Origin of the sequence: Thermosynechococcus sp. TG215 (assembly GCF_031583455.1) — a bacterium.
GTDB lineage: Bacteria > Cyanobacteriota > Cyanobacteriia > Thermosynechococcales > Thermosynechococcaceae > Thermosynechococcus.
The window spans coordinates 147,917-173,430 of record NZ_CP134178.1 but is presented as its reverse complement, the minus strand read 5'-3'; the positions used below and the strand labels follow the sequence as shown (position 1 = coordinate 173,430).

At 54.0% G+C, this 25,514-nt stretch carries 21 protein-coding genes; 8 read left to right on the top strand and 13 right to left on the bottom strand.

Annotation, left to right across the window (positions count from 1 at the left end; all coding sequences use genetic code 11):
• Nucleotides 1-62: 62 nt before the first annotated feature.
• Together RHJ02_RS00820 and RHJ02_RS00815 are read right to left on the bottom strand one after the other, a co-directional pair.
• Nucleotides 63-3,197, bottom strand: coding sequence for an efflux RND transporter permease subunit (locus RHJ02_RS00820; RefSeq protein WP_310744694.1), 3,135 nt, complete (start codon nt 3,195-3,197; stop codon nt 63-65).
• A gap of 6 nt (nt 3,198-3,203) precedes the next feature.
• A complete protein-coding gene (locus tag RHJ02_RS00815) occupies nt 3,204-4,412 on the bottom strand; it encodes an efflux RND transporter periplasmic adaptor subunit (RefSeq protein WP_206200649.1) in 1,209 nt (402 codons plus the stop codon).
• Nucleotides 4,413-4,689: 277 nt separating this feature from the next.
• Here RHJ02_RS00815 and infC point away from each other — a divergent pair, with 277 nt between their 5' ends.
• Together infC and RHJ02_RS00805 are read left to right on the top strand one after the other, a co-directional pair.
• Nucleotides 4,690-5,184 (top strand): translation initiation factor IF-3, encoded by a 495-nt coding sequence (gene infC, locus RHJ02_RS00810; protein ID WP_225901679.1) that lies wholly within the window; start codon nt 4,690-4,692, stop codon nt 5,182-5,184.
• Nucleotides 5,185-5,201: 17 nt separating this feature from the next.
• Nucleotides 5,202-5,945: a M50 family metallopeptidase gene (locus RHJ02_RS00805; RefSeq protein ID WP_206200648.1), complete on the top strand. Its 744-nt coding sequence runs from the start codon at nt 5,202-5,204 to the stop codon at nt 5,943-5,945.
• Here RHJ02_RS00805 and RHJ02_RS00800 read toward each other — a convergent pair.
• From RHJ02_RS00800 to RHJ02_RS00780, 5 genes are all read right to left on the bottom strand, one after another.
• Complete coding sequence (locus RHJ02_RS00800; protein ID WP_206200647.1) at nt 5,938-6,840, bottom strand: tRNA (5-methylaminomethyl-2-thiouridine)(34)-methyltransferase MnmD; 903 nt, start codon at nt 6,838-6,840, stop codon at nt 5,938-5,940. The two genes, RHJ02_RS00805 and RHJ02_RS00800, sit on opposite strands and share 8 nt — an antisense overlap.
• Nucleotides 6,840-7,493: an FHA domain-containing protein gene (locus RHJ02_RS00795; protein ID WP_206200646.1), complete on the bottom strand. Its 654-nt coding sequence runs from the start codon at nt 7,491-7,493 to the stop codon at nt 6,840-6,842. The genes RHJ02_RS00800 and RHJ02_RS00795 overlap by 1 nt, the downstream gene beginning before the upstream one ends.
• Before the next feature lie 276 nt (nt 7,494-7,769).
• Nucleotides 7,770-10,106 carry an NAD-binding protein gene (locus RHJ02_RS00790; RefSeq protein ID WP_310800349.1) on the bottom strand — a complete coding sequence of 779 codons (2,337 nt, stop codon included), beginning with the start codon at nt 10,104-10,106 and terminating at the stop codon, nt 7,770-7,772.
• A 6-nt stretch (nt 10,107-10,112) separates the two neighbouring features.
• Nucleotides 10,113-11,129, bottom strand: a complete 1,017-nt coding sequence (gene cobW, locus RHJ02_RS00785; RefSeq protein WP_206200644.1) for a cobalamin biosynthesis protein CobW — start codon at nt 11,127-11,129, stop codon at nt 10,113-10,115.
• 4 nt (nt 11,130-11,133) lie between these two features.
• Nucleotides 11,134-12,597 (bottom strand): FAD-linked oxidase C-terminal domain-containing protein, encoded by a 1,464-nt coding sequence (locus tag RHJ02_RS00780; protein ID WP_206200643.1) that lies wholly within the window; start codon nt 12,595-12,597, stop codon nt 11,134-11,136.
• Nucleotides 12,598-12,784: 187 nt separating this feature from the next.
• On the opposite strand from RHJ02_RS00780, the gene RHJ02_RS00775 reads away from it, so the two are divergent.
• The 3 genes from RHJ02_RS00775 to RHJ02_RS00765 all read left to right on the top strand — a co-directional run bounded on the left by RHJ02_RS00775 (nt 12,785) and on the right by RHJ02_RS00765 (nt 15,080).
• Entirely contained in the window at nt 12,785-13,483 is a 699-nt protein-coding gene (locus RHJ02_RS00775) for an MBL fold metallo-hydrolase (protein ID WP_024124642.1), read from the top strand.
• Nucleotides 13,484-13,546: 63 nt separating this feature from the next.
• The gene (locus RHJ02_RS00770) at nt 13,547-14,089 is read left to right on the top strand and encodes a rhodanese-like domain-containing protein (RefSeq protein ID WP_310800348.1); all 543 of its coding nucleotides are present in this window, start codon (nt 13,547-13,549) and stop codon (nt 14,087-14,089) included.
• Between the two features lie 103 nt (nt 14,090-14,192).
• Nucleotides 14,193-15,080, top strand: a complete 888-nt coding sequence (locus RHJ02_RS00765) for a sulfite exporter TauE/SafE family protein (RefSeq protein ID WP_302678593.1) — start codon at nt 14,193-14,195, stop codon at nt 15,078-15,080.
• Here the strand turns inward: RHJ02_RS00765 and rbfA are convergent.
• Complete coding sequence (gene rbfA, locus RHJ02_RS00760; RefSeq protein ID WP_149820016.1) at nt 15,077-15,463, bottom strand: 30S ribosome-binding factor RbfA; 387 nt, start codon at nt 15,461-15,463, stop codon at nt 15,077-15,079. The genes RHJ02_RS00765 and rbfA overlap by 4 nt on opposite strands.
• Between rbfA and RHJ02_RS00755 the strand changes: the two genes are divergently transcribed.
• The 3 genes from RHJ02_RS00755 to psbC all read left to right on the top strand — a co-directional run bounded on the left by RHJ02_RS00755 (nt 15,462) and on the right by psbC (nt 18,424).
• A complete protein-coding gene (locus RHJ02_RS00755; protein ID WP_310800347.1) occupies nt 15,462-15,611 on the top strand; it encodes a hypothetical protein in 150 nt (49 codons plus the stop codon). The two genes, rbfA and RHJ02_RS00755, sit on opposite strands and share 2 nt — an antisense overlap.
• Nucleotides 15,612-15,996: 385 nt before the next feature.
• Nucleotides 15,997-17,055 carry a photosystem II D2 protein (photosystem q(a) protein) gene (psbD, locus tag RHJ02_RS00750; protein ID WP_206199695.1) on the top strand — a complete coding sequence of 353 codons (1,059 nt, stop codon included), beginning with the start codon at nt 15,997-15,999 and terminating at the stop codon, nt 17,053-17,055.
• A complete protein-coding gene (psbC, locus tag RHJ02_RS00745; RefSeq protein WP_190278038.1) occupies nt 17,039-18,424 on the top strand; it encodes a photosystem II reaction center protein CP43 in 1,386 nt (461 codons plus the stop codon). Before psbD ends, psbC begins: the two co-directional genes overlap by 17 nt.
• 67 nt (nt 18,425-18,491) lie before the next feature.
• Here psbC and RHJ02_RS00740 read toward each other — a convergent pair whose 3' ends face one another.
• The 5 genes from RHJ02_RS00740 to pseB all read right to left on the bottom strand — a co-directional run bounded on the left by RHJ02_RS00740 (nt 18,492) and on the right by pseB (nt 25,412).
• Nucleotides 18,492-19,694: a lipid-A-disaccharide synthase-related protein gene (locus tag RHJ02_RS00740; RefSeq protein ID WP_310800346.1), complete on the bottom strand. Its 1,203-nt coding sequence runs from the start codon at nt 19,692-19,694 to the stop codon at nt 18,492-18,494.
• Nucleotides 19,691-21,118 (bottom strand): protein adenylyltransferase SelO family protein, encoded by a 1,428-nt coding sequence (locus RHJ02_RS00735; protein WP_310800345.1) that lies wholly within the window; start codon nt 21,116-21,118, stop codon nt 19,691-19,693. The genes RHJ02_RS00740 and RHJ02_RS00735 overlap by 4 nt, the downstream gene beginning before the upstream one ends.
• A 24-nt stretch (nt 21,119-21,142) precedes the next feature.
• Entirely contained in the window at nt 21,143-22,885 is a 1,743-nt protein-coding gene (locus RHJ02_RS00730; protein ID WP_310453104.1) for a M48 family metalloprotease, read from the bottom strand.
• Nucleotides 22,886-23,255: 370 nt separating this feature from the next.
• Nucleotides 23,256-24,419, bottom strand: coding sequence for a UDP-4-amino-4,6-dideoxy-N-acetyl-beta-L-altrosamine transaminase (gene pseC, locus RHJ02_RS00720; protein ID WP_206200636.1), 1,164 nt, complete (start codon nt 24,417-24,419; stop codon nt 23,256-23,258).
• A complete protein-coding gene (gene pseB / locus RHJ02_RS00715) occupies nt 24,420-25,412 on the bottom strand; it encodes a UDP-N-acetylglucosamine 4,6-dehydratase (inverting) (RefSeq protein ID WP_310822134.1) in 993 nt (330 codons plus the stop codon).
• Nucleotides 25,413-25,514: the final 102 nt, after the last annotated feature.

Here is a 25,514-nt window from a genome sequence, read left to right as displayed (position 1 = left end):
ATCACGAGCGAGCCAAAGGATCATTCCCCACGATACAAGAGTTTTGCGAATTGTAAAGTAAGTTAAGACTCCGTTGGGGTTGCTTCCTCAAGCTTCTCCTTGGTCAGCCGCGCCACTAGTTCCTTAATGAGGATGTAAATGATCGGCACCACAAAGAAACTGAGAAATGTGGCCGCAAGCATGCCACCTGTGACACTTGTTCCCAAGGAGTGACGGGATTTTGCCCCAGCACCCGTAGCAATGACCAGCGGGAAGATGCCCAGAATAAAGGAGATGGCCGTCATCAAAATGGGGCGCAGCCGTTCCTCGGCGGCATAGATCACCGACTTGACAATGGACGTGCCCTTGCTTTCGCGAATTTGGTTGGCAAACTCCACAATCAGAATTGCATTCTTACTGGCGAGGCCAATCAGCATCACCAAACCAATTTGGCAAAATACATCATTACTCAGCCCCCGCAACCACTGTGCCAACAAAGCGCCCATGATCGCCAAAGGCACCGAAAGGATAATGATCAAGGGGTCAATATAGCTTTCGTACTGCGCCGAGAGCACGAGGAACACAAACACGAGACCAAGGCCAAAAATCAACGGTGCTTGGCCTGCGGAGCGGGTGGACTCTAGGGATAACCCCGTCCAGCTATAGCCGATGCCATTGGGGAGAACCTCCTGAGCCAAGGATGCCATTGTCATCATCGCTTGACTATCACTGAGGGGTGGCACATTTTGACCAGTCACCTCCGCCGAACGGAACAAGTTATGGTGATAAATAATCGGCGGTGCCGAGACCTGTTCAATCGTGACGAGATTACTGAGGGGAATGAGCGCATTTTGCTCCGAGCGTACATAGATGCGGTTGATGTCATCGGGATTCGCGCGAAACTGCTTATCCGCCTGCACAATCACTTGGTAACTGCGGGCAAAAATCGTGAATTGGTTAACGTATAACGACCCCAAGTAAATCTGCATGGCATTAAAAATGTCCTTGAGGGGAATCCCCAAGGCAAGGGCGCGGGTGCGATCGACCGTTACATTTAACTGGGGAGCGTTGATGGCAAAGGGGGTATTCACTGACACAAGGCCGGGGGTTGCATTGGCTTTGAGGATTAGCTCGTTCACTGAACTCGCAAGCGCTTCAAGGCCGAGACCCTGCTGATCCATCACCTGCATATCAAAGCCGCCAAGGCCGCTGCCACCAAGGTTAATGGTCGGCACATTGGATGAAAACACCACTGCTCCGAGTTCACCCACGACGGCCTTCTGAAACTGGGGCAGCAACTGATCAAGGGTTGGCCGCTGTGACCAGGGCTTGAGACTCGTAAAGATAATCCCCTTGTCTGAACCTATGCCGAAGAAGCTAAAGCCGCCAATGGCAAAGGTATGTTCGACCACTGGATTTTGGGCGATCGCGTCCGCTGCTTTGAAGACAATATTGCTCGTGTATTCGAGGGACACCCCCTGAGGCGATTGCACAAGGGTAACAAAATAACCTTGATCCTCTTGGGGGACAAAGCCACCGGGAACAATCTGAAATAGCCAGTAGGTAAACCCGAGCAGCGCTACGAACCCCGCCAGCACCCAGTATTTTAATCGCACAATCCCATTGAGGTTGCGTTCATAGCCCCGTCGCATTGTATCGAGAAAGCGGTTAATCCAGCGAAACAAAATAAAGTTCGCCATCGGGGGGCGTTCCCGCCGCAGGAGCAGGGCGCACAAAGGGGGAGAGAGGGTTAAAGCATTAAACGTAGAAAGGGCGATCGCAAAAACAATCGTCAAAGCAAACTGCTGATAGAGCCGCCCAGTGACCCCCGGAAAAAAGGCCACAGGGATAAAGACCGCCATCATTACCAACGAGGTGGCAATCAATGCCCCTGTCACTTCCTCCATCGAGCGACTGGCAGCTTCTTGGGGGGTCATGCCCTCGTCTTCCATGAGACGGGTGACATTTTCCACGACCACAATGGCATCATCCACCACCAGCCCCGTGGCCAGCACCAGACCAAACATGGTCAAGCTATTGATTGAGAAGTCAAAAGCCTTCATAAAGGCAAAGGTGCCCACCAAGGAGACAGGGATCGTTACCGACGGAATAATCGTGGCACGCCAATCCTGCAGGAATAAAAAGATCACGGCAATCACAAGGATGATGGCCACAATCAGCGTAATGACCACCTCTTTGATCGACTCCTGCACTGCGTCGGTGGTGCTAAAGCCCACACTCCATTTCAGACCGGGGGGAAATTTCTCAGCTAAAACAGCCATCTCCGCTTCGACAGCGCGGGCAATGTCGAGGGCATTGGCACCACTGAGTTGATAGATACCAATCCCAACGGCGTCACGGCCATCAAACTGAAAGTTCGTGTTGTAGTTTTGTGCCCCTAGCTCGGTGCGACCGACATCGCGAATGCGAATCACGGAACCATCGTCGCCGCGCTGAATAATAATGTCGGCAAACTCTTCCTCTGAGGCCAAGCGACTTTGGGCTTGAATAGAAATTTGAAACTCCTGTCCCTCTGGTGCTGGGGGGGCACCAATAATCCCGGCTCCCACCTGGACATTTTGATCGGAGAGGGCACGCACCACATCCTGAGCCGTCAGACCGCGACTGGCTAAGCGATTGGGATCAAGCCAAATCCGCATGGCATAGGTGCGTTGACCAAAGACCTGAACCTGCCCTACCCCGTTCAGACGTTGCAGGGGTTGCACCACGTAGAGGGTCGCGTAGTTACTAATGAATGTGGCGTCGTAGTTGTATCCCTCCCTTGGGTATAGGGCTAAGGCCAAAACAATCTGATTTGTGGATTTCCTGACATTTACCCCAGTGTTGATGACCTCTGGTGGCAGTTGGGAGGTGACTGATGCCACTAAGTTATTCACATCCACCGCTGCAATGTTTTCGTCGTAGCCCTCAGTGAAGGTGATCGTGATATTGCTGTTGCCAAAGCTGTTACTGCTGGAGTCAATGTAATCCATCCCCTCCACGCCATTAATTTGCGTTTCTAAGATCGTGGTGACATTCGTTTCAACGGTTTCAGCGTTGGCACCTGCATAGTTGGCAGACACCTGAATTGTTGGCGGTGTAACGTTAGGGTAATACTCAATGGGCAGCGTTGGCAGCGCGATCGTCCCCACCAAAATAATCAGCAGAGAACAAACCGTGGCAAAAACCGGGCGCTTAATAAAAAAATCGCTAATCATGCTCTTTTAGGACTCAGGAGTAATGGGCACACCATCGCGCAAGCGCTGAATTCCCGAGACAACAATTTGCTCTCCCGGTTTGAGGCCTTCAAAAACTTGATATCTATTTCCTTGGATTGCCCCCACTTGAATGGGCTTTTGTTTGGCAATCATTTTGCCCTCGGCGTCTTTTTCGGCCACAAAGACAAAGTTTTGCCCGGCAAGATTGGATACCGCCGTGGTCGGCACCAAAATCCCCGGTTGCTGATCGAGAATAATGCGGGCTTGAATTTGTTGATCGGCACGGAGATTATTCCGCGTATTGTCGTAGAGCGCTTTCACTAAAATGGTTTGGGTATTGTTTGTGGTATTGGGGGCAATGAAAAAGACAGAACTCGTACCGACGGCATTGCCATTCATGTCTATTAATTCCACCGGCGTCCCCATCCGAATGCGGGGGATTTGCTCAATGGGCACTTGGATATAGACTTCTAGGGGTTGATTTGAGGTCAGGGTAAGGAGGTCGGTTTGGGGCGTTACAAAATCGCCCACTTTGGGGGGAATATTGCCGACAACACCACTAAAGGGAGCACGCACCTGAAACCAATTCAGGACAACGGCCTGCTGCTGGGCATTGGCTTGGGCAGCCAAGAGAGCTTTTTCTAACTGGGCAATGGTAGCCTGTTGGGCACGAATATCCGCCTCGGTTTGTTGGAGTGCTGCTTGGGCAGTGCGAAAGCTGGTGATGAAGGATTGCGCTTGTTCTTTGGAAACAGCCCCTTCTTCAAAGAGTGCTGTATAGCGTTGCGCTTGAATCCGATTGAACTCTACGGTGGCCAGATTGGAGCGGCGCTGGGCTTCAAGGGCGCGGAGGATCGAGCGGGCATTCTCTACATTGGCTTGGGCAGATTGAATTGCGGCTAAATTGCTGGCCACAACGGCTTGCTGTTCTGAGGGGTCAATAAGAATGAGGGGCTGACCTTGAGTAACAAACTGGCCGTTTTGAACATTGATTTGGGCGATTCGACCCGAAACTTGGGGTTGTAGCGTGATCGACTCACGGGATTGCAAAGAGGCATTGTAAACAGCGGTTTGCGAAAGGGTTTCCGTTTGAACCGCCGCAAGTTTCACCCGTGCCGCTGGTGGGGGAGCCGTTGCCTTTGGTTGGCCACAGGCGGTAGCAAGGAAGCAAAGACTGCCTAGGAGAGCTGACGTGAACAGTTGCCGTTGCACCATACCTCAGACCTTACAATGTCACCCAGAGTGGGCAATAAATATCCTCAGTCTAGCCTAGAGGCCCCTATGGCGAGTGCTGCTTTAATAATTAGTTTCTGTGTATCTAGGCGAAATCGAGAATAGCTCCTATTGGCAATCCTCCGCTAAGATGTAGAGCAAGGGGCAGGGGGTCATTGCTGGCTCACCTTAGAGCCTAGGACAGTCCTTGCACCAACCTTTATCAACGACAGTACAGGTACCAGTGGCTCTTACCAAGAAAACACAGCAAGAACAACCCATGATTAATGAGCGCATCCGTTTTCCTCGGGTGCGGGTGGTGGATAGTGATGGTTCCCAATTGGGGATTATGTCGTCTCAAGAGGCGATCGCGATCGCCCGTGAAAAGGAACTTGACCTTGTTCTCGTCAGTGACAAGGCAGATCCACCCGTTTGCAAAATTATTGACTACGGCAAGTTTCGCTTTGAGCAGGAGAAGAAGGCGCGGGAAGCCCGCAAAAAGCAGCACACCTCCGATGTCAAAGAGGTGAAGATGCGCTACAAAATCGAAGAACACGATTACAACGTTTGCATCAACCGCGCCGAGCGTTTCCTTAAGGCTGGAGACAAGGTGAAGGCCACTGTGACCTTTCGCGGGCGGGAAATTCAACACGCCCACCTAGCCGAAGAACTCCTCAACCGTATGGCCAATGACCTGCAAGCGGTGGCCGAAGTGCAGCAGGCACCCAAGCAAGAGGGGCGCAATATGATCATGTTTTTGGCACCGAAGCGGTAATCCATGCTGGGGAGCGTATGTTTGGCTATCGTCCAGACCCCAAATCTACCCCGCTGGATATTTCAGACCCTGAGAAACCTCGTTCGGCACTGCTGCTAGCGATCGCCGCCCTTGTCACGATTCTTCTTTGGCAGATTCCCTTGGGGAACTATCTGCTGTATCCCTTTACAATCTTGGCCACATGGTTCCACGAGATGGGGCATGGCCTCACGGCGATTCTGTTGGGGGGCTACTTTCGCGAATTAGTCATCTATCCCAGTGGTTCAGGATTTGCGCGCTATGGGGGCGAGGTGCTGCTGGGCAATTTGGGACATGGCTTAGTCGCCATTGGCGGACCTCTAGGACCCGCGATCGCTGGCAGTGTCTTTATTTTGTCGAGCCGCTCTCATCGCGCCACAGATATTTGCCTCAAAGCCCTAGGAATCATTATTCTCGCCTCAGTGCTGCTGTGGGTGCGATCGCTCTTTGGCATTGTCTTCATGACATTGGTGGGGATTGCCATTCTGCTGGTGGCCTATCGCGGCAATCGCTGGCTCAAGGGGATTTCGATTCAATTCCTTGGGGTGCAGGCCTGTATTAGCACATTTCAGCAGATGGACTACCTCTTTACCTATGCCATGCCGGGGGGGCAGCTTTCCGATACAGGGCTTCTCCAACGGTACCTCTGGCTCCCCTATTGGCTGTGGGGGGCGCTGATTTCTGTGATGACCTTGGGGTTGCTGCTGTGGAGTCTCAAGGTGGCCTATACTCGCCCTAAGTAATGCCCCAGCGGTGTCGCCAACGACTGGTGGATTCACGGTTAGCGGTTTGTTGCTCCGCTTGGCGGCGCGATCGAATCATCTCCGCACTATCCCGCAGGTGCGGATCGCGGTAGGGAATACCCGCGCGGGTTTGCAAATGTTCCTGCTCCATCAGCGACAGCGGAATAAGCTGATCGGCTTGCCAGCGAGCCACGGTGCCCTGTGCCCACTCATGACTCTGCTGGGGGGCAACAAGTGGTAGCGTTCCAAGGTGTAAACCCGCCGCCTGCAAAGCGGCACGAACGGCAGCAGCACGACAATAGGTGGCCAAATGCCCCGTTGGTGCCAGACACTGAGCCACCAGACGCAGAAATTCCACTGTCCAGAGTTGCGGACAGCGCTGGGGTGAAAAGGGATCAAGAAAAATGGCATCTGCTTGGAATCCTTGGCGAACAAGCTCTTGAATGGTTTGGCGAGCATCCCCAATTAAAAGCTGTGCCTCACAGTGGGGGGTGCTCACCTGCTGTTGCTGAGCGAGTCCTTCAAGAATCGTTTGAACCGATGCTGGCCAAGGGGGCATGACTGCTAAGGCTGCTTGGGGAACGCCCAGATCCAGTTCTAAGCCAATAACTGTAACTTGACAGGTGGGATTGTGCTGCCAAATCACCTCTAACGCAGCGGCGGTGTTGTAGCCCAAACCATAGCAGATGTCCAAAAGGCGCAGATGAGACGCTTGGGCTTTGCGGGGCAAATCGGTGGCGATCGCGAACTTTTCAAAGGCTTCTTGACGCGCTCCCCCAAGGCTATGGAACGTTTCCTGAAATTCTGGCGAAAAAAACGTAAAAGAGCCATCCGCCGTTGGTTGCGGCTGCCAGATTGAGTTTAGGGCAGGAGCTAAGTTTTGGGAATAGGCCATCACTGCATTTGCGTGGGAGTTTCCGGTTGGTGAGCAGGTGGTCGATTCATGATCACAACGCCAATTCCCGCGATCAAAAGAACAACGACGATGCCGCCAACAATCAGTAACCAAGGGGGAGAGGATTTAGGGGCGGGTGCTGACGCTGGGGTAGCATTGGCTGGCAGCGATGGGGGCGTGGCATTAAATTCTGTTTCTTCTTCTGATTTTTTATCGTCTGCACCTTCCTCAGCTTGGGTAATCGTTGAGGTCATGGGCACGGCCTTAATGCTGTGATAGTTAACGCTCTTCAAATACTTAATAAACTCCGCCTCCCCCATGGACACAGTAGCATAGTGCGCCTTAACGGAACCGCCAAAGTTAATCTCATCTCCATCTTTTAGCTCATGACTTTGCACCCGCTGGCCATTCACTAGGATACCGTTGGCACTGGGCTTACCATCAGCATTGCCATCCACGACGCGGTAGCGATAGCCATTTGGTGAGGGAATCCGCAGCAGCAGCGCGTGTTGCCGTGAGACACCGTGACCATGAATCACGATCGCATTGGTGACATCGCGGCCAATGGAGTAGGTTGCCGCCTCCAAAGGGATCGTGCGCTTACCCGTTTCGTCCTCAATGTTGAGTAGATGGTGCTGACGGTTACCACTCATGGGAACAACTTAGATTAATTGACGATTGTTAATCAATATCTTAGCCTGAGGGCTAGAATTCCCAAAGATACTACAAAAGCTAAGGGCAACGATCATCCCGTATCAATAAGAGGCTCAGAAACTAGAACCTACGGTGTGGCATTAACGCCGCTGTGCCAATGGTTGTGCCTTCAAGATAGAGGGGCTGACGGCGCATAGTGTCCTAACCAACACAACAAACGCATGAGCCCTCCCCCATGGCATCGGTTGGGGTGAAAAGGTGAAGCCGATTTTCACCTACGCAGTTTCCTGATCCACTAAGGGAAAGAGGCGCACGGGGGCGAGGGCTTGCAGTTGTTGACCGAGGCGAAAGGCTTGGGGTTCATAAAGTCCAAGAGTCAGTGTCGCAGGCAGTTGCTGGATAAAGGTGCGCGATCGCGGCAGGGGCAGACCCGTAATCTTGGTGATCAGATTGCCAATTTCTAGGGCAGCTTCCGCGTTGCGAGGATGACCGACCCAAAGCCGCCAGAGACGGCGGGGCGCCATTTTGCCCTGTTCAATGCGCCGTAGGCCATCAATGGTTGCTAAAACAATCAGGCGATCGCCCACCGTGAGTTGCAGCGTATCACTGGGCAAAAACTGATGACTGATCTCACCGCCGAGAAACTGCTCATGGCGATTGTAGAAAATGGGGATGACTGCATAACCATAGGCCACCTCACCAATCAACTTGCCCTCAAGGGTGTCGCCGGCAGTAACGGTGTAATCGGCAATCAGTACCGTCTGCTGGTCAATTTGAAACAGACCCAACATTGTTTCGCCAAAGGCGGCACCGGCAAAGGCCTCAGCAGCAAGGGCATAGGCACAGAGGGGGCGGGCACGCGGTAGGAGATCCCGCAGATCATTAGTGAGGCTGGGATCATAGATGCCAATGACCAACCCAATGGGGGATTCCCGCTGCTCCGTGGCTTGACGAGCAATGAGGGCTGCCTCTAGGTTCAACATTTCATCGGCAGTGGTGAGAACCACACTTTTGGCGGTCTCCAAATGGGCTTGGGGGAGCTTTTCTGGAATGTTGCCAAGGAGCATGGGCAGGTCTTCAAAAAGCTGAGTTTGCTCTGGGTTGTCCACCAGTAGCACAAGGGGTTGACGGAAGGCACGTAGGATTTGCACCACCTGTTGACCAATGCGATCTAAGCCAACAACAATCACGTGATCCGCCGTGGGCAGGGGGGGACGTTTCTTGAGAAAGTCAAACCGCGCTTGCAGCAGCTTTTCCGCCAAAAGTCCCAAGACACCGACAATAAAGAGGAGGCTGACGATCGCCACCAAAATACAGACCACCAGCAGCCAAGGGGGAATCGGATCGTTTTCTAGCCCGCCAAAAACATCGCCAAAGCCCCCCAAAAGGAGAATAAACCCGGCAGCAAAGGCTTTTTGCCATGTGAGTTCGGGGACGTTGTAGCGCAGCAAGATCGCGGTCACAAGCCACAGACCACTGCCCATCCAAAGGCCATTGAAGATCAACTCACGAGAGCGATCGCCATGGAGCCACTGCCAGAATTGTTCTACCTGCTCAGGCAGTTGGCGCACCTGCTGAATGCGGCGCTGGATGGGATTGGGGTCAGGGATGGGCAAGGATTTCACCACTTCTACCCGTTCAATCCAAATCGGGCGATCGCCCACCGCAAAGCACAAATCCGGCGGCCAATGGTTAAAGAGGCGGTGGGGGCGCGTTGGCTGGAAGATTGAGGATTGGGCATGGCACGAGCGCACACTAATGAGGCGTTGGTGACGGCGCTGCCAGCGGTGGGCAGGCGTACCCACGAGGGGACTCTCAGCGGTAATCGTTTGTTGCAACACCCGAAACTGCTGACCCTCAATCGTAAACGCAGCAAGGATATTTTCCTCAAGGGCTGCAAGGGCGAAGGCAGGAGCTGGTAGTTCCGTGGGATTGAGCGCCACAAAGCTCCCCAGTTTTTTCTCTAGAAGGGCGTTGAGATTATCGCGACTAGAGCGCACCACAAGATGGACATCGGGATTTAAGCGCCGAGCCACAATCGCCGTCGCAATATTGGTGGCCTCATCACTGGTCACCGCCAGTAAGGTACGACAGCGATCAATCCCAGCCGCTTTCAGAACCGCCTCCTGCCGGCAATCACCGATGATCACAGGTTCACTGAGCAACTCCGTCAACTGCGGAATTTCCCACTCAATGTTGGCGTGGCGTTCAATGGCACGAATCTCTAGGGCCAAATGCTCACCGGCAAAGCGGCGCAGACTTTGGATACAAAATTGCCCCAAACTCCCAAGGCCGCAGATAATAAAGCGATCGCCCGCAGTCGTTTCACCTATTTGAGTGGCCTGCGGTGTGGCTGAGGCAACAGACCAAGATTTCCACCAATAGGGAAAGGGCTGATGGGGTTCTGCCGCAAAGAGTTGGAGACTGCCCCGCTGCCACTGCTGCCAAAGGGTCTTGCCCCACCTAGATAGGCGATCTAAATCTGTTGGCTCTAAAGTGGTCGATTCAACCCAGATGCTGAGGTGGCGATCGCCGATATCAATGAACCACGTTGCCCTGCTACCCAACAGTTGGCGCAGTTGGCGGTCAATGATGTCCTGAAGGCTGGCCATAGCTTCCTAGGCAAAATGGGACAGCAGCTCCTGTTGATCCAACTGACGACCAATCACCACCACACGGGTTTGGCGTGGCTCTGCCACTTGCCACAGGCGATCGTAAAACAAGTCTAACCGTTGACCCACCCCTTGCACCACCAGACGCATGGGTTTGCCCTCAATGGCCGCAAATCCCTTAATGCGGTAAATGTCAGGTACTTGCAGCAAGCGCTCGAGGGATTGCCGCAGGCGCTGAAGATCGCAACTGCCCATCTCTAAACAAATGGCTTGAATCTCTGCATCGTGCTCGTGATCCTCCTCAAAATCATGGTGACTGGGTCGCTGCCCCAAGTCTTCCTCCACCGCTGCATTAAATCCCAGCAGCAGATCCGCCGGCACCTGTCCTTGGTGAGCCGCCAGCAGCTTAATCCGTGGGGGCAATTGAGTGCGCAGTTCAGCGATGAGCAGCTCTACCTGATCGGGAGTCAGTTGATCCGCCTTGCTGAGGATGACCAAGTCGGCACAGGCCAGTTGATCGTTAAAGAGTTCCTCAAGGGGGGTGTCCTCATGCTCCAAGCTAGGATCGGCTGCCTTTTGGGCAAAGAGCGCCTCCAGATCAGCACTCACTTGACCGGCTGCCAAGGCAACGCCATCTACCACTGTCACCACCCCATCGACGGTTGCGGCATGGCGCACCTGCGGCCAACGAAAAGCCATCACGAGCGGCTTGGGTAAGGCGAGTCCAGAGGTTTCAATGACAATGTGATCAATCTCCTGCTGTTGTGCCAAGAGGGTTTGCATGGTGGGCAAAAATTCCTCCTGCACTGTGCAACAGAGGCACCCATTGGTGAGTTCCCAGATGCCCGCTGTGCGATCGCAACAGGACTGCAAAAGTTCGCCATCAATACCGACATCACCAAATTCATTCACAATCACGGCAATGCGCCTGCCCGCTGCCTTCTGGAGCAACTGCCGAATTAGGGTCGTTTTACCGCTCCCAAGAAAACCCGTGATAATCGTGACTGGAATTTTTGCACTCATTCTGCTAAAAGGCCTCAATACTGGGAAAATCTTGAAGTTGATGGGCGGCTTCGCCACAGGTGCGGGGTGTGGGAAACACCTTTTCGGGGTTGGCAAGGCGTTTGGGATCAAAGGCGCAGCGCACCTGCTGCATCGTTTCTAAATCTGCTGGGCTAAACATCTCACCCATGAAACAGGCCTTATCGCTACCAATCCCGTGTTCACCGGAAATGCTGCCCCCCAAGCGCACACAGAGCTTGAGGATTTCACCGCCTAGAGCCTCCACCTCGGCAAGGGCGCCCGGCACTGCCTGATCGTAGAGAATCAAGGGATGCAGATTGCCATCCCCAGCGTGGAAAACATTGGCAATGCGATAGCCACTGCGCTGACTCAGTTGTTCAATTTCCTTGAGGACGGTGGCCAGTTGACTGCGAGGAATCACCCCATCTTGGACAAAATAATTAGGACTGAGGCGACCCGCAGCCGCAAAAGCCGCTTTGCGACCCTTCCAAAGGCGGAGGCGATCTTCAGCTTCTGTAGCAACCGTTACATGGCGTGCTCCCTGTTCATAGCAAATGCGTGTGACGCGCTCCTGCAAAATGGGCACTTCGGCATCTAGGCCATCCACTTCCACTAGGAGTACGGCGCCAGCATCGCGGGGGTAGCAATTGGTGGCCACCACATCCTCAACGGCATTGATACTGAGGTTGTCCATGATTTCCATGCCAGCGGGAATAATGCCCGCCCGAATAATCGCGGAAACCGTTTCTCCCGCTGCTTCAATCGTGGTGAAGTCCGCCAATAGCACGGCGATCGCCTCCGCCTGTTTGAGAATCCGCAGCCGAATTTCTGTGGCAATTCCCAGCGTCCCTTCGGAGCCAACAAAGACACCCATGAGATCGTAGCCGGGCATTTCTGGGGCCGCACCCCCCAGTTCAACAATCTCACCATTGGGCAACACCACCGTCAGTCCCAGCACATGATTCGTGGTCACGCCATACTTCAGGCAGTGGACGCCCCCAGAGTTTTCAGCGACATTGCCGCCAATGGAACAAATAATTTGACTGGAGGGATCCGGGGCATAGTAAAAGCCCTGATCGGCAACGGCTTGCGTTACCCAAGCATTGATTACCCCTGGCTGCACAACCACCTGCTGGTTGGCCAGATCAATCTCTAGAATCTGGTTCATGCGGGAGGTGACGACGAGAATCCCCTCGGTGTGGGGTAAGGCTCCCCCCGATAGCCCCGTCCCTGAACCGCGGGCAACAAAGGGAATACGGTAGCGATCGCACACTTTGAGGATGGCAGAGACTTGGGCAGTGGTTTGCGGTAGCACGACCAGTTTGGGTCGTTGCCGATACATGGATAGCCCATCGCACTCATACACAAGGGCTTCTGCTGCATCACTGATGACGCTCCCCTTGCCGACAATGGCTGTTAGCTCCTCTGTAACCCGCTGCCAAGGGGTAATTTGCTGTAGTGTGGACATCCCCAGTGCTCTAAACCGCCTTCTCCTATCGTAAATGGGTCTGTTGCCTCAGGAATGGGACTAGGGGGCATTTGACATTTATTTACTAGATAGTTATAAAATTATATTTAGATTGACTAGGCTAAAGTCGTCACCGTTTTAAGTCTGCACGATTCCCCTCACGCGATACCCCATAAAGGAGTCCGTTATGCTGTTTCGCCAACTTTTTGACTACGACACTTGGACCTATTCTTACCTGATTGCCGATGAAGCCACGGGTGAGGCCGCCTTGGTGGATAGCGTCCTTGAACAGGTGGATCGGGATGTGCAGTTAATTGAGCAATTGGGGTTGAAACTGCGCTACTGCCTCGAAACCCATGTCCACGCCGACCACATTACCGGGGCGGGCAAAGTCCGCGAACGCACAGGCTGCAAAACCCTTGTGCCCGAAAATGCCCATGTGGACTGCGCCGATGGCTATATTAAAGACGGTGAAGTGATTCACGTCGGTAGCATTCCGATTCAGGCGATCGCCACCTTGGGGCACACCGATAGCCACATGGCCTTCCTCGTGAATGGTACCCACCTGCTGACGGGGGATTCCCTGTTTATCCGTGGCTGTGGGCGCACTGATTTCCAAAGTGGCGATGCAGGCGCAATGTACGATGCGGTAACACAGCGGCTCTTTACGCTCCCAGACACCACATTGGTCTATCCCGGCCATGACTATCGCGGTCACACCGTTTCCACCATTGGTGAAGAAAAACGCTTTAATCCCCGCTTTGTCGGTCGCGATCGCCAGCAGTTCATTGAGTTCATGGCCAACCTGAACCTGCCGGATCCCAAGAAAATTATGGAAGCGGTGCCCGCTAACCAACAGTGTGGCATGGTTGCCGCCGCCGTCTAGTCCTTTGACCCCTGATCGCCCCTGTCTAGCCAACCCTGAGTAACCACTGGAGAACCAACGACGATGACCACAGCAACGACTGAGTCTCCCCTCATTTCTGCGGCTGAACTGCACGATGCCCTGCAACGCCAGCAGGTACTGCTCATTGATGTGCGGGAGCCAAGCGAATACAACAATGCCCACATTCCGGGAGCGCTGCTCTGTCCTTTGGCCAATGTGAAGGAACTTGAACCCGCCTGTAATTCTGACACCCCGGTGGTGCTCTACTGTGAATCTGGCCGGCGATCGCGCATGGCCTGCGAAATCCTTGCCAGTCGGGGGTTCGCAAATCTGAAAAACCTTGAAGGGGGCATTCAACGCTGGAAACAGGGGGGCTATCCGATCACGGGTGCGGTTAGTGCGCCCATCAGCCTGATGCGGCAGGTGCAAATTGTGGCCGGCAGTCTGATTCTCAGCGGGGTGCTTCTCGGCTTTGCCGTTCATCCGGGGTTCTTCTTCCTAGCAGGTTTTGTCGGTGCTGGCTTGGTCTTTGCCGGTGTCACAGGAGTCTGTACCCTGGCGCGGCTGTTGGCGCTGCTGCCCTTCAATCGCCCACAGGTGAAATAACAGCCCTTTTCTGAAACATGAAAAACAGAGAGATGAGATCCTCTCCTACGCTAGCTTGCAAAGTGGTGAGCGTGATGAATCTTAGTGAAAAGGGCTGTAACCCATGCTGAGCTACTGGATAGGGCATGGGCTGGCGATCGCCATCGGCTTGAGTCTGGGTCTATTGGGGGGCGGCGGTTCTGTCCTTGCCCTGCCAGTGCTGGTCTATGTCATGGGCATTGAAACCAAGGTCGCGATCCCGATGACGCTTGTGATTGTCGGCAGCGTCAGTTTACTGGCAGTCATTCCCCAGTGGCGGCGCGGCTACGTTAATTTGCGTCTGGCACTGATTTTTGGTTCGGCAACCATGATGGGTGCCTATCTTGGGGCACGACTGGCAGCCTTGCCTTGGATTACCGATACGGTGCAACTCTTACTTTTTGCCGTTGCCATGATGGTGGCGGCTATTTTAATGATTCGGCGGCAACAGCGTCCCCCTGCCCCTGAACTCACCCCGCCGGAACGTTCCCTTGAGAGCCAGCTCTATGCTCCTCCAGTCTGTAAGTACTGTTGGCTGTGGCTACCCACCGAAGGCATTGGTGTGGGTATTCTGACGGGGTTGGTGGGGGTTGGTGGGGGCTTTGCCATTGTGCCTGCCCTTGTTTTATTGGGCAAAATTCCAATGCGGCAGGCGATCGGCACCTCACTGCTGATTATCACCGCCAATTCCGTGGCTGCGGTTTGGGGCTATCTGGGCACGGTTAGCTTGGATCCCCACTTAACCCTGACCCTCACCTTAGCCGCCGCTAGCGGTTCTGTTATCGGTAGCTATCTCAGTCACGGCATTTCTGCCAAGCGACTTCAGCAGGGCTTTGGTTACTTCTTAATTGGCATTGCGGCCTTTGTGATCCTGAAAACCCTACTGGCACCTCCCCAGCGCAGCAAAAGCTCCTCCCTACCGCCGAGGCACTACCTTACTGCATCGGTTCCCGCAAGACCAAGCCGCACCTAAGACGCTGTTTCAGGAGTCTCTGCAGCACTCTGCTGTTGCCCAATTTGATTCAGTAGCGAAAGAACGCGACTGCCCCGTTCCAGCGATCGATCCTCAATAAAGACGACCTCCGGTGTCCGCCGCAGGCGAATGCGCTGCCCCAATTCCCGTCGCACAAAGCCTGAAGCCGCTTTCAAGCCGGCCATGGTTGAGCGCCGTACCTCATCGGTGCTGTAGATACTGACGAAGATCTTGGCGTGCTGCAAATCACCGGAAACTTCCACATCGGTGACACTGACCATGCCCGCCCCCACGCGCTCATCGCGGATTTCATACATTAACAACTGGCTCACTTCCCGTTTGATTAATTCTGCTACCCGTGCCACCCGTCGTTCGGTCGCCATGGCGAGCCTCCTTTTCTCGGTTGTTGGCAAAGACTATCCTGCACGTCTCCTATCTTATCAAGACAGCTATCCCTCTGTTTCTGGCGGGTGGGCGATCGCTCAAGACTTTTATGGCAGCAACCGCTGGCAGCAGTGTTACAAAAGTTAACATTTCTTGCTGACGTTCTCTGCAAGTTGAGGCCTGAATTTCTTGCTCTCTTGCCAGATTGCGACCCCTGCTCAAAAATGAGAAAGCTGAGAAGCTAGGCAACAATCACCTTGATATTTCGTAAGAATTCCGCTATCACGTTAATATAGTTCTCCCGCAGCAAATGCTGATGGGAAGCTTAACCTACCCTTGGTGAACGCCAACAGCAACTAGGTAAAACCACCTACTAGCTCAAGCGTTAGCGAGGGATGGGTTTCTTATTTATGAAGCCAAATTAACAGGATGCTGGAGCGATCGCTCCTAAGTTTTAGAGAGCCGATCACACCCTACCAGCAACTGTAAGGTTCTAAATCTGGCATCTATATCTGCAAGAGGATTTAATTCCATGACGATCGCAATTGGACGAGCGCCAGCAGAACGGGGATGGTTTGACATCCTCGACGACTGGCTCAAGCGTGACAGATTTGTCTTTGTCGGCTGGTCAGGCATCCTGCTGTTTCCCTGCGCCTACCTTGCCCTCGGGGGCTGGCTGACCGGTACCACCTTTGTGACCTCTTGGTACACCCACGGCCTCGCCTCCAGCTACCTCGAAGGCTGCAACTTCCTCACCGTTGCCGTTTCCACCCCCGCCAACAGCATGGGGCACTCCCTCCTGCTCCTCTGGGGTCCCGAAGCCCAAGGGGACTTCACCCGCTGGTGCCAACTGGGCGGTCTGTGGACCTTTATCGCCCTCCACGGCGCCTTTGGCCTCATTGGCTTCATGCTGCGGCAATTTGAAATTGCTCGCTTGGTGGGCATCCGTCCCTACAACGCCATTGCCTTCAGTGCCCCCATTGCCGTTTTTGTCAGCGTCTTCTTGATGTATCCTTTGGGGCAATCCAGTTGGTTCTTTGCCCCCAGCTTTGGCGTGGCTGCCATCTTCCGCTTCCTGCTGTTCTTCCAAGGGTTTCACAACTGGACTTTGAACCCCTTCCACATGATGGGGGTGGCCGGTGTGCTCGGCGGTGCCCTGTTGTGTGCCATCCACGGTGCCACAGTGGAGAACACCCTCTTCCAAGATGGCGAAGGCGCCAGCACCTTCCGTGCCTTTAGCCCCACCCAATCGGAAGAGACCTACTCGATGGTGACGGCCAACCGGTTCTGGAGCCAAATTTTTGGCATTGCCTTCTCGAACAAGCGCTGGTTGCACTTTTTCATGTTGTTTGTGCCCGTGACGGGGCTGTGGATGAGTGCGATTGGCGTGGTGGGTCTGGCGTTGAACCTGCGGTCTTACGACTTTATTTCGCAGGAGATTCGGGCAGCGGAAGACCCTGAGTTTGAGACGTTCTACACGAAGAACCTGCTCTTGAACGAGGGCATTCGCGCTTGGATGGCGCCCCAAGACCAACCCCATGAAAACTTTGTCTTCCCAGAAGAGGTACTCCCCCGTGGTAACGCTCTCTAGTAACTCGATTTTTGCCACCAATCGCGACCAAGAATCCTCCGGTTTCGCGTGGTGGGCCGGTAATGCTCGTCTGATTAATCTCTCCGGCAAACTCTTGGGTGCTCACGTCGCCCACGCTGGCCTGATCGTTTTCTGGGCCGGTGCCATGACCCTGTTCGAGTTGGCTCACTTCATTCCTGAGAAGCCAATGTACGAGCAAGGGCTGATCCTCATTCCCCACATTGCCACCCTTGGTTGGGGCGTTGGCCCTGGGGGTGAAGTCGTGGACACCTTCCCCTTCTTTGTGGTCGGGGTGGTGCACCTGATTTCCTCTGCTGTTCTCGGCTTTGGTGGGGTTTACCATGCCATTCGTGGCCCTGAAACCCTTGAGGAATACTCCTCCTTCTTTGGCTACGACTGGAAAGATAAAAACAAAATGACGACGATCCTCGGTTTCCACCTGATCGTCCTCGGTATTGGTGCCCTGCTGTTGGTGGCCAAAGCCATGTTCTTTGGTGGCCTCTATGACACTTGGGCACCCGGCGGTGGCGATGTCCGCGTCATTACCAACCCCACCCTTGACCCCACGGTGATCTTTGGCTACCTGCTGAAGTCTCCCTTTGGCGGTGAGGGCTGGATCGTCAGCGTCAACAACCTTGAGGACGTTGTCGGTGGTCACATTTGGATCGGTTTGATCTGCATTGCTGGTGGTATCTGGCACATTCTGACGACGCCCTTTGGTTGGGCACGCCGTGCCTTTATCTGGTCTGGGGAAGCCTATCTGTCCTATAGCTTGGGCGCCCTGTCCATGATGGGCTTCATTGCCACCTGCTTTGTCTGGTTCAACAACACGGTCTATCCCAGTGAATTCTATGGTCCTACGGGTCCAGAGGCCTCTCAGGCTCAGGCAATGACCTTCTTGATCCGTGACCAAAAATTGGGTGCGAACGTCGGTTCGGCTCAAGGCCCCACCGGTCTTGGTAAATACCTGATGCGCTCTCCTACGGGTGAAATCATCTTCGGTGGTGAAACAATGCGCTTCTGGGATTTCCGTGGTCCTTGGTTGGAGCCGTTGCGCGGTCCCAATGGTCTTGACCTCAACAAGATCAAAAATGACATTCAGCCTTGGCAAGAGCGTCGTGCCGCTGAGTACATGACCCATGCCCCTCTGGGTTCTTTGAACTCCGTGGGTGGTGTGGCCACCGAAATCAACTCGGTGAACTTCGTGTCACCCCGCTCTTGGCTGGCTACGTCCCACTTTGTCTTGGCCTTCTTCTTCCTAGTGGGTCACCTGTGGCATGCTGGTCGTGCCCGTGCGGCGGCGGCTGGTTTCGAGAAGGGGATTGACCGTGAGTCTGAACCCGTACTCTCGATGCCGAGCCTTGATTAGAGTCACTGACTTCATCTAACCAAACTCAATCGTCCTTGGCTCCCATCTACGGATGGGGGTCTTTTTTTTAGCAGGACTCAATGCCGAGTATTTTTAACAGTTGCTCAGCAATGCGATCGCTCGCTCCGGGGTCGCCCATGCGTTCTTTGCCATTGGCGGCAATTCGCGCAAGTAAAGTCGCATCTTCCCAAATCTGCCAAAGGGTCGGGATGGCCTCTTGAGGATCATTGAGTAGGAAAATCGAGTCTCCGAGAAGGCGTTTTTGGCGACTAGCAAACTCACGGGTAAACTGGGGGCCTGCACCCGCAAAGGTGATCACGGGTTTCCCTAAGCCCACACACTGCTCTGTGGCTGTGCCGGCGAGGGCAATGCCCCCTTCTGCCCAATGCAGAAATTCACGAAAGTGATGTGAACTTAAAATCAGTTGTTGCTGACCCAACTGCCATGCGCTGGTCTGGGGTAATGCACTGGCGATGGGTTGCCAGCCCTCAAGGCTTTGCTCAAGCATCCGTAAATCAAGGCTGGGACTGACAGCGGCAAGACAGGTCAGCGGCTGATCGGGATAGGGCGCCAGTACCCGTAGGATCTGTTGCCAATTGCGGTAGGCCTCAGGGGCACGAGACCCCGGCAGTAGCACAATGGTTCTAGTCGTAAAAGGCGATCGCTCAGGGGGTGGCATCACTAAGTCCATCATGGGATTGCCACAGTAGTGAACCGTGTAACCGAATTGCCGCAACCCTTTAGCGGTTAACTCATCACGGACAAAAATGCCTCGACAGCGGGGCGATCGCCACAACCATCGCTCCCAAGGCAGGTAGTCACTCCCCGCCCAGCCCATGCCCCAACGATAGGGACGCCCCGTCGCGTCATATAGGTAGTAGTCAGACTTAGCAGTGCCGATAAAACTATAGGTTCCCCCTGTGCCATAGGCCAGCAATAGGGGCACAATATCCCCCACCGCTAAGAGATGCCCTGCTGAGAATCGCTGCCAACGCTGAATAGCACGAACCTGCGCCCCCAACAGTCCCAGCAGCCCTGCTCTAAGATCCCGCCATAGCTGTCGCAGATCCATGTAGATAAAGCCCCCAGAGGGGAGTATTTTTCCAGGCTGCAATACAGGAATTCCCAGCCGCGTATAGGCAGACCCTAAGCCCACCAAGGGCAACGCCATTAGGTCTAAGTGTGGACACCGCTGCCGCAAGGCCTGCAAAATCGAGCTGGCGATCGCATCCTCACCGTGGCCATTACTCAGGCAAAGGAGTCGCTTCATGCCTGCATCAACTCAAGAGCTGTAGTAAATCGTGACCAATCATCCGCCTGATCAATGGCCTGCCAAATGTGTTCGATCTGGGAACGAGTGAGGATGACAAGGGGATTGGCTGCCTGTAGGGTTTGGGGAATTGCCGCCCGCTGCCGTGGGCTGGCTTGCTGAAGTAGCTCAAAATAGGTTCTTTTCCAAACCTCTAGCAATTTCTGATCTGCTGGCGTGAGGGTTGAGCTGTTACGAAAGATATGACTGGGATCTACAGCCCACTCAGGGGAGAATTCCTGCCGTAGGCTGACAAAGAATTGGGGATAACTGATGGTGCTGCGGCTGAGAAAAGCTTGGGTTTCTGCCACCAAGGGATGGCCAATTTCTAGAGGAAGGTCTGCCCAACCGAGGCGTTTGAGCATGAGTTTCAAGTAGGTGGTTTGGCAGCGATCGCCAAAGGTCTTTAGGGCAGCTTGCATTTCCTCAAGGGGCATTACTGAAGACAGAGGGATTTGCAGCTTCTCCAAATTCCAAGCACAAATTGCTGGTTGATTGCCGTAGGCGTAGCGGCCATAGTAGTCAAAGTAGGCGGCTGTAAACCCCAAATCATAGTGCTCCAAAAAGACATAGGGACCATAGTCGAAGCTCTCGCCCGTAATGGCCATATTATCGGTGTTCAAAACCCCATGACAAAACCCCGCCACCAACCACTGCGCCGCCAGATCCGCTGTGCGTGCCACTAGCTCCCGATAAAAGGTACAATCCCGTTCCTTGGGGTCTGGGATCTCTAGCAAGTGGGGGTAGTAGTAGTAAATGACGTGGTCGAGTAACCGTCGAATCAAGTCCGGTCGCCGCAGATAGTGGAGCCGCTCAAAGGTACCAAAGCGAATATGGGAACGGCCAAGGCGCACTAAGATACTCGATCGCGTCGGCGATGGCTCATCCCCCCGCCAGAGGGATTCTCCCGTTTCCACCAAACTGAGACTGCGAAAGGTGCTCACCCCCAAGCGATGCAGCAGTTCACTGGCCAAAACCTCACGGACACCGCCTTTGAGCGTCAGCCGACCATCTCCCCCCCGCGAATAGGGTGTGATGCCGGATCCTTTCGTGCCAAGGTCATACAGTTGACCATCCACACCGCGAAACTGACCATAGAGAAACCCTCGGCCATCCCCCAAGCGAGCATTGTATTCCCCAAATTGGTAGCCGTGGTAACGCATCGCTAAAAAAGGTTCACGCCCCTGAAACTGGCCAAAGGCCGCAATAAAGTCAGCATCGGTTACCTTGGCGGGATTCAGACCCATCAGGGGTAAGAGGGCATCATTGCGAAAACGCAGAATATGCTGCGGAAAGGTTGCCGCCTGTACCTCGTCCCAGTACTCTTCCCCTAGGGAGAGAAATGCGGGTTCGTACTCAAGGGTTTGAAAGCAATGTCGAGACATTCAGAACATTCAAAGCGGACTCAGCTATTGCGGCGTCTTGGCAGTTTCCCGTTTGGACTTTTTGGGATTGGGGGGATCCACAAGGGTACGCAAGCGCGCTTGAATTTGTTGATGGCGTTCGACCCCCTCAAAGGCAAAGGGGGTGTACCCGCGATCGCGCATCAAACCACGGATATAGCGAATGCGCTCATTGGTCGGCGGGTGGGTAGAAAACCATGGTAACGGTGGCTCCTGATGACGGTATTCCTTCTTGAGGGTGTGCATGAGGTTAAGTAGGCCATCAGCGGCATAGCCTGCCCTCGCCAGAATCCGTGTGCCCAAAATATCCGCCTCTCGCTCCATTTCTCGACTATAGCTAGTCACGAGAATCCCTGTCACATAGCCACCAGCAGGTAATAACCGCGTCAAGTTGGCAGTGGCCGTGCCTTGGGTGACCAAGCGAAAACCGTGGGAGAGCACCGCGTGGGCAATTTCGTGAGCCAGTAAGCCAGCAAGTTCTGCCTCGGTATTGGCTTTGAGAATTGCACCGGAATTGATAAAAATCTTGCCTCCTGGCAGGGCAAAGGCATTGAGATCATTATCTTTTATCACAAAAAACTCATACTCAAACTCATTGCGACCGGCCACTTTGGCGAGGCGTTGCCCCACTTCATTGACATAGGCTTGAACCTCAGGATCCTCAAGGAGCTTGACTTGGCGGCTAATTTGCTGTGCTGCTGAACGGCCTAGGGCAGATTCTCCCTGCATCATCAAGGCCATCATTTGAATCGAGTCCAAGGATAGTAAGGGATTGCCCGTGAGTGCCACACCCACCAGTCCAGTGAGGGCGCCGACAATCATGCCTTCGCGCAGTTGTCCCTGCAGGCGACGACGGAACCGTTGCATTCGCTCTGCGGCTAGTTGCTGAAATTCGGGTGTGGCGGGGTGGTCAGGATTCAGTAGGGCAAAACGTTGGGCGGCAAGAGCCGCTTCTAGCCACTGTTGCTGGCGATCGTAGAGGGTGACGAGGCTACGTTGAATATCGGGTTGATCAGGATAGAGGCTGGCGGCTTTTTCGAGATGGGCATAGGCCTCTTTGAGGGAACCCTGCTGCGCTAGAAACTCAGCGAAGCGCACTTGGCCGGGGATAAACTCTGGGAATTGCTCCACCAACAGCCGCAGGGGCACGGCTTGGGCACTGTAGAGTTGGGAACCCCCTTGAACTTCTCGCCAATAGACTTGGGCAGCGGGGGGCAGTTGACTAATTTCCAGTACAGCGGGGGGGGTGACACGGGGGGGTGGCAAATCTAGGTCAGCCTTGGCCTTTTGGTAATAGGTTTGGGCTGTGACGGTGTCTCCTAATTGCCAGTGGCGATCGCCCTCCCGTAGAAGTGCTAACCGCGCCTCCTGTGCGGCTTGCTCTGCGGTCAGTTCCACTGTTGTTGGAGCTTCTGAAGAATTGTCAGTCGTTCTTGGTGCAGGTTCCACAGAGGGGGCTGCTGAATCATCCTTGATCTCAGTGCTCGTGGGTAGGGGAGCAGGGGATTCTACAGGCGGAACGACTGCTGGGGGGGGCTGGGGTGGCAGCGGCAATAGATCAACAGCAGAGCCTTCAGATTGCGGCAGGCGAGCTTGGGCAAAGGGGTCTTCTTTAATGAGAGCAATCAACTCCTCCTCTGCTACACCCGTTTGGGGTAGGGACATCTCTGCTGCTCTAACCGGTTCAAGAGCCACCCCTAAAAGAAGAACAATACCCAGCGGCCAGTAGCGTAACCCATCTTGCACCATGAAACTGTCCTCAAGCCACCTGATGCTTTATAGTCTAATCACTAGGCATGGGTGAATTGGGTCTTCGTTAGAATTATAGCTATTCAAATAAAGAATGAGACGCTATTCGGCACAATAATTGCGAATCACTTCATCAATAGAATTGTTTGACCCTGCATACATCCATGCTCGCTTCAACGCACTGAACTCGTGCTCAATCACATTCAAAGGAGTGACCTCCTACAATTCTTGAAGGCAAGAGGCCTCAAACCTTAAAAGCCCCTAGGGCGAGATGATCGCCAGCAGAGTCAAAACGGGACTTGGGCGATCGCTTTGAGCGGTTGATGCAGGCTTACTTTCGCATAGGGGAGGGGCTGTTGGCGTTGCGGTCTTAAGCCAAGACTTGCTTGAGCGCCTGAATGACTTGATCCTGTTGGGCAAGGGTCAGGCCATAGTACAGAGGCAAGCTAATCGCTTCTTGGTAGTAGGCCTCGGCGTTGGGAAAGTCTCCCCATTGAAAGCCCAATTGCTGATAGTAGGGTTGGGTATGCACAGGAATGTAGTGGAGATTCACCCCAATTCCAAGGGAACGAAGGGCTTCAAAGACTTCGCGATGGGAAGCTTGAATTTGGTCTCGCTTCAGGCGAATGATGTAGAGATGCCAACTGGAGCGGGTATCAGGATGCTGAAAGGGGAGCGTGAGGGGCAAATCCGCAAGAGATTGATGGTAGCGTTGGGCTAAAAAACGCCGCCGCTCGACAAACTGATCGAGGCGTTGCAGTTGCTGTAGGCCGAGGGCCGCTTGCAGGTCACTCATGCGGTAGTTAAAGCCCAGTTCCAGTTGTTGGTAATACCAAGGGCCGTGGGAGTCGCTCACCATGTGTTGGGGATCGCGGGTAATCCCGTGGCTGCGCAGACGGATAAGGCGCTGGTAGAGGTCTGGATCATTGGTGAGAATGGCACCGCCCTCACCCGTGGTGATAATCTTGACGGGATGAAAGCTAAAAACCGCCATCGTCGAGAATTCACAGCAGCCAATGGGTCGGCCACGGTAGTGACCCCCAAGGGCATGGGAGGCATCTTCGATGAGGGTAAAGCCATAGGTCTGTGCAAGTTCAGCAAGGGCAGCCATCTCACAGGATTGTCCGGCGAGGTGAACAGGAATGACAACCTTGGGAAGCGTCCCTTGCTTTTTGGCAATTGCTAGCTTGTCGGCAAGGGCAGAAACACTCAGGTTATAGGTGTGGGGGTCAATATCAACAAAATCCACCGTGGCACCACAGTAGCGGCCACAATTCGCCGAGGCAACAAAGGTAATCGGCGAGGTCCACAGGCGATCGCCCCCTTGTAGCCCCGCTGCAATACAGGCGAGGTGAAGCGCTGCTGTGGCACTACTAACCACAACGGCATACCGTGCACCACAACAACTGGCCAGTGCTGCTTCAAACTCGGGAACCTTGGGGCCTTGGGTCAGCCAGTCCGATTGCAGGACGTCAACGACAGCCGCAATATCCTCTGGCGTAATGTCTTGGCGACCGTAGGGAATTGTGCCCATTTAGCCCCTGCCTGGGATAAAGTTCGGGTCAACGTGTTGGCGAATCAGAGTGCGCAGCTCCTCGACACTAAGGAAGCGATCGTTGGTGCCAGAATTATAGCTGAAGCCCGGTTTAACCCGTGTTGCCCCTGTTTGGGCACAGTACTCTTCTAGCGTGAACCGCCCTTGAATGGGCAAAATGGCATAGTACTGGCCTAAATCAACCGTGGTGTAAGAATCGGAAGTGGTAATCATCTCTTCGTGGATCTTTTCCCCTGGACGGATACCCACAAACTGTTGCTCACATTCCGGGCAAATCGCCTCTGCAACATCGAGAATGCGGTAGGAGGGAATTTTCGGCACAAAGATTTCGCCTCCCCAACTGTGCTGCAGTGCCCACAGTACCATTTCTACCCCCTCTTGGAGGGAGATATTAAAGCGAGTCATGGCTGGATCCGTAATTGGTAGGCAGCCCTCACAGCGCTTTTTCAAGAAAAGAGGAATCACTGACCCCCGTGACCCCATAACGTTGCCGTAGCGAACCACACTGAACCGCAGATCACGACCCGCAAAGTTATTGGCAGCAATGAAGAGTTTGTCACTACAGAGCTTTGTTGCCCCATAGAGGTTGATGGGTGCAGCCGCCTTGTCGGTGGAGAGGGCAATGACTTGCTTGACACCGGTGTCGAGGCAGGCTTGAATGACGTTTTCGGCCCCCATGACATTGGTGCGAATAAACTCAATGGGGTTATATTCAGCCGCCGGCACTTGCTTCAGGGCAGCCGCATGAACCACAATATCGACCTTGTTCAGAGCCCGGCGTAGGCGATCGCGATCCCTAACATCGCCAATGAAGTAGCGGATACCTGGATACTTTTGGTAGGGGAACTCCTGAGCCATCTCGAACTGCTTTAGCTCGTCACGGCTGAAAATGACGAGACGTCGAATATCAGGGAACTGCCGCAACACCTCCTTGACAAACGCACGGCCAAACGACCCTGTGCCCCCCGTCACAAGTACGCTGCTCTCTTTCGTTAATCCTTGGTTCACTCTAGTCAGTCCTCACCGCTGTAGTACCTACAAATTAAACATAAGTATTTAAATTTTAACTCTCAG

Coding starts and splice junctions, on each gene's coding strand:
- pseC (WP_206200636.1), bottom strand. CDS start 24,419: ATGGGCACAATTCCCTACGGTCGCCAAGACATTACGCCAGAGGATATT.
- RHJ02_RS00800 (WP_206200647.1), bottom strand. CDS start 6,840: ATGGCCTATTCCCAAAACTTAGCTCCTGCCCTAAACTCAATCTGGCAG.
- cobW (WP_206200644.1), bottom strand. CDS start 11,129: ATGAGTGCAAAAATTCCAGTCACGATTATCACGGGTTTTCTTGGGAGC.
- rbfA (WP_149820016.1), bottom strand. CDS start 15,463: ATGGCGACCGAACGACGGGTGGCACGGGTAGCAGAATTAATCAAACGG.
- RHJ02_RS00805 (WP_206200648.1), top strand. CDS start 5,202: ATGTTTGGCTATCGTCCAGACCCCAAATCTACCCCGCTGGATATTTCA.
- psbD (WP_206199695.1), top strand. CDS start 15,997: ATGACGATCGCAATTGGACGAGCGCCAGCAGAACGGGGATGGTTTGAC.
- RHJ02_RS00780 (WP_206200643.1), bottom strand. CDS start 12,597: ATGTCCACACTACAGCAAATTACCCCTTGGCAGCGGGTTACAGAGGAG.
- RHJ02_RS00815 (WP_206200649.1), bottom strand. CDS start 4,412: ATGGTGCAACGGCAACTGTTCACGTCAGCTCTCCTAGGCAGTCTTTGC.
- RHJ02_RS00740 (WP_310800346.1), bottom strand. CDS start 19,694: ATGAAGCGACTCCTTTGCCTGAGTAATGGCCACGGTGAGGATGCGATC.
- RHJ02_RS00790 (WP_310800349.1), bottom strand. CDS start 10,106: ATGGCCAGCCTTCAGGACATCATTGACCGCCAACTGCGCCAACTGTTG.
- RHJ02_RS00755 (WP_310800347.1), top strand. CDS start 15,462: ATGGCGAGCCTCCTTTTCTCGGTTGTTGGCAAAGACTATCCTGCACGT.
- RHJ02_RS00735 (WP_310800345.1), bottom strand. CDS start 21,118: ATGTCTCGACATTGCTTTCAAACCCTTGAGTACGAACCCGCATTTCTC.
- RHJ02_RS00730 (WP_310453104.1), bottom strand. CDS start 22,885: ATGGTGCAAGATGGGTTACGCTACTGGCCGCTGGGTATTGTTCTTCTT.
- RHJ02_RS00820 (WP_310744694.1), bottom strand. CDS start 3,197: ATGATTAGCGATTTTTTTATTAAGCGCCCGGTTTTTGCCACGGTTTGT.
- RHJ02_RS00775 (WP_024124642.1), top strand. CDS start 12,785: ATGCTGTTTCGCCAACTTTTTGACTACGACACTTGGACCTATTCTTAC.
- infC (WP_225901679.1), top strand. CDS start 4,690: ATGATTAATGAGCGCATCCGTTTTCCTCGGGTGCGGGTGGTGGATAGT.
- RHJ02_RS00795 (WP_206200646.1), bottom strand. CDS start 7,493: ATGAGTGGTAACCGTCAGCACCATCTACTCAACATTGAGGACGAAACG.
- RHJ02_RS00765 (WP_302678593.1), top strand. CDS start 14,193: ATGCTGAGCTACTGGATAGGGCATGGGCTGGCGATCGCCATCGGCTTG.
- RHJ02_RS00770 (WP_310800348.1), top strand. CDS start 13,547: ATGACCACAGCAACGACTGAGTCTCCCCTCATTTCTGCGGCTGAACTG.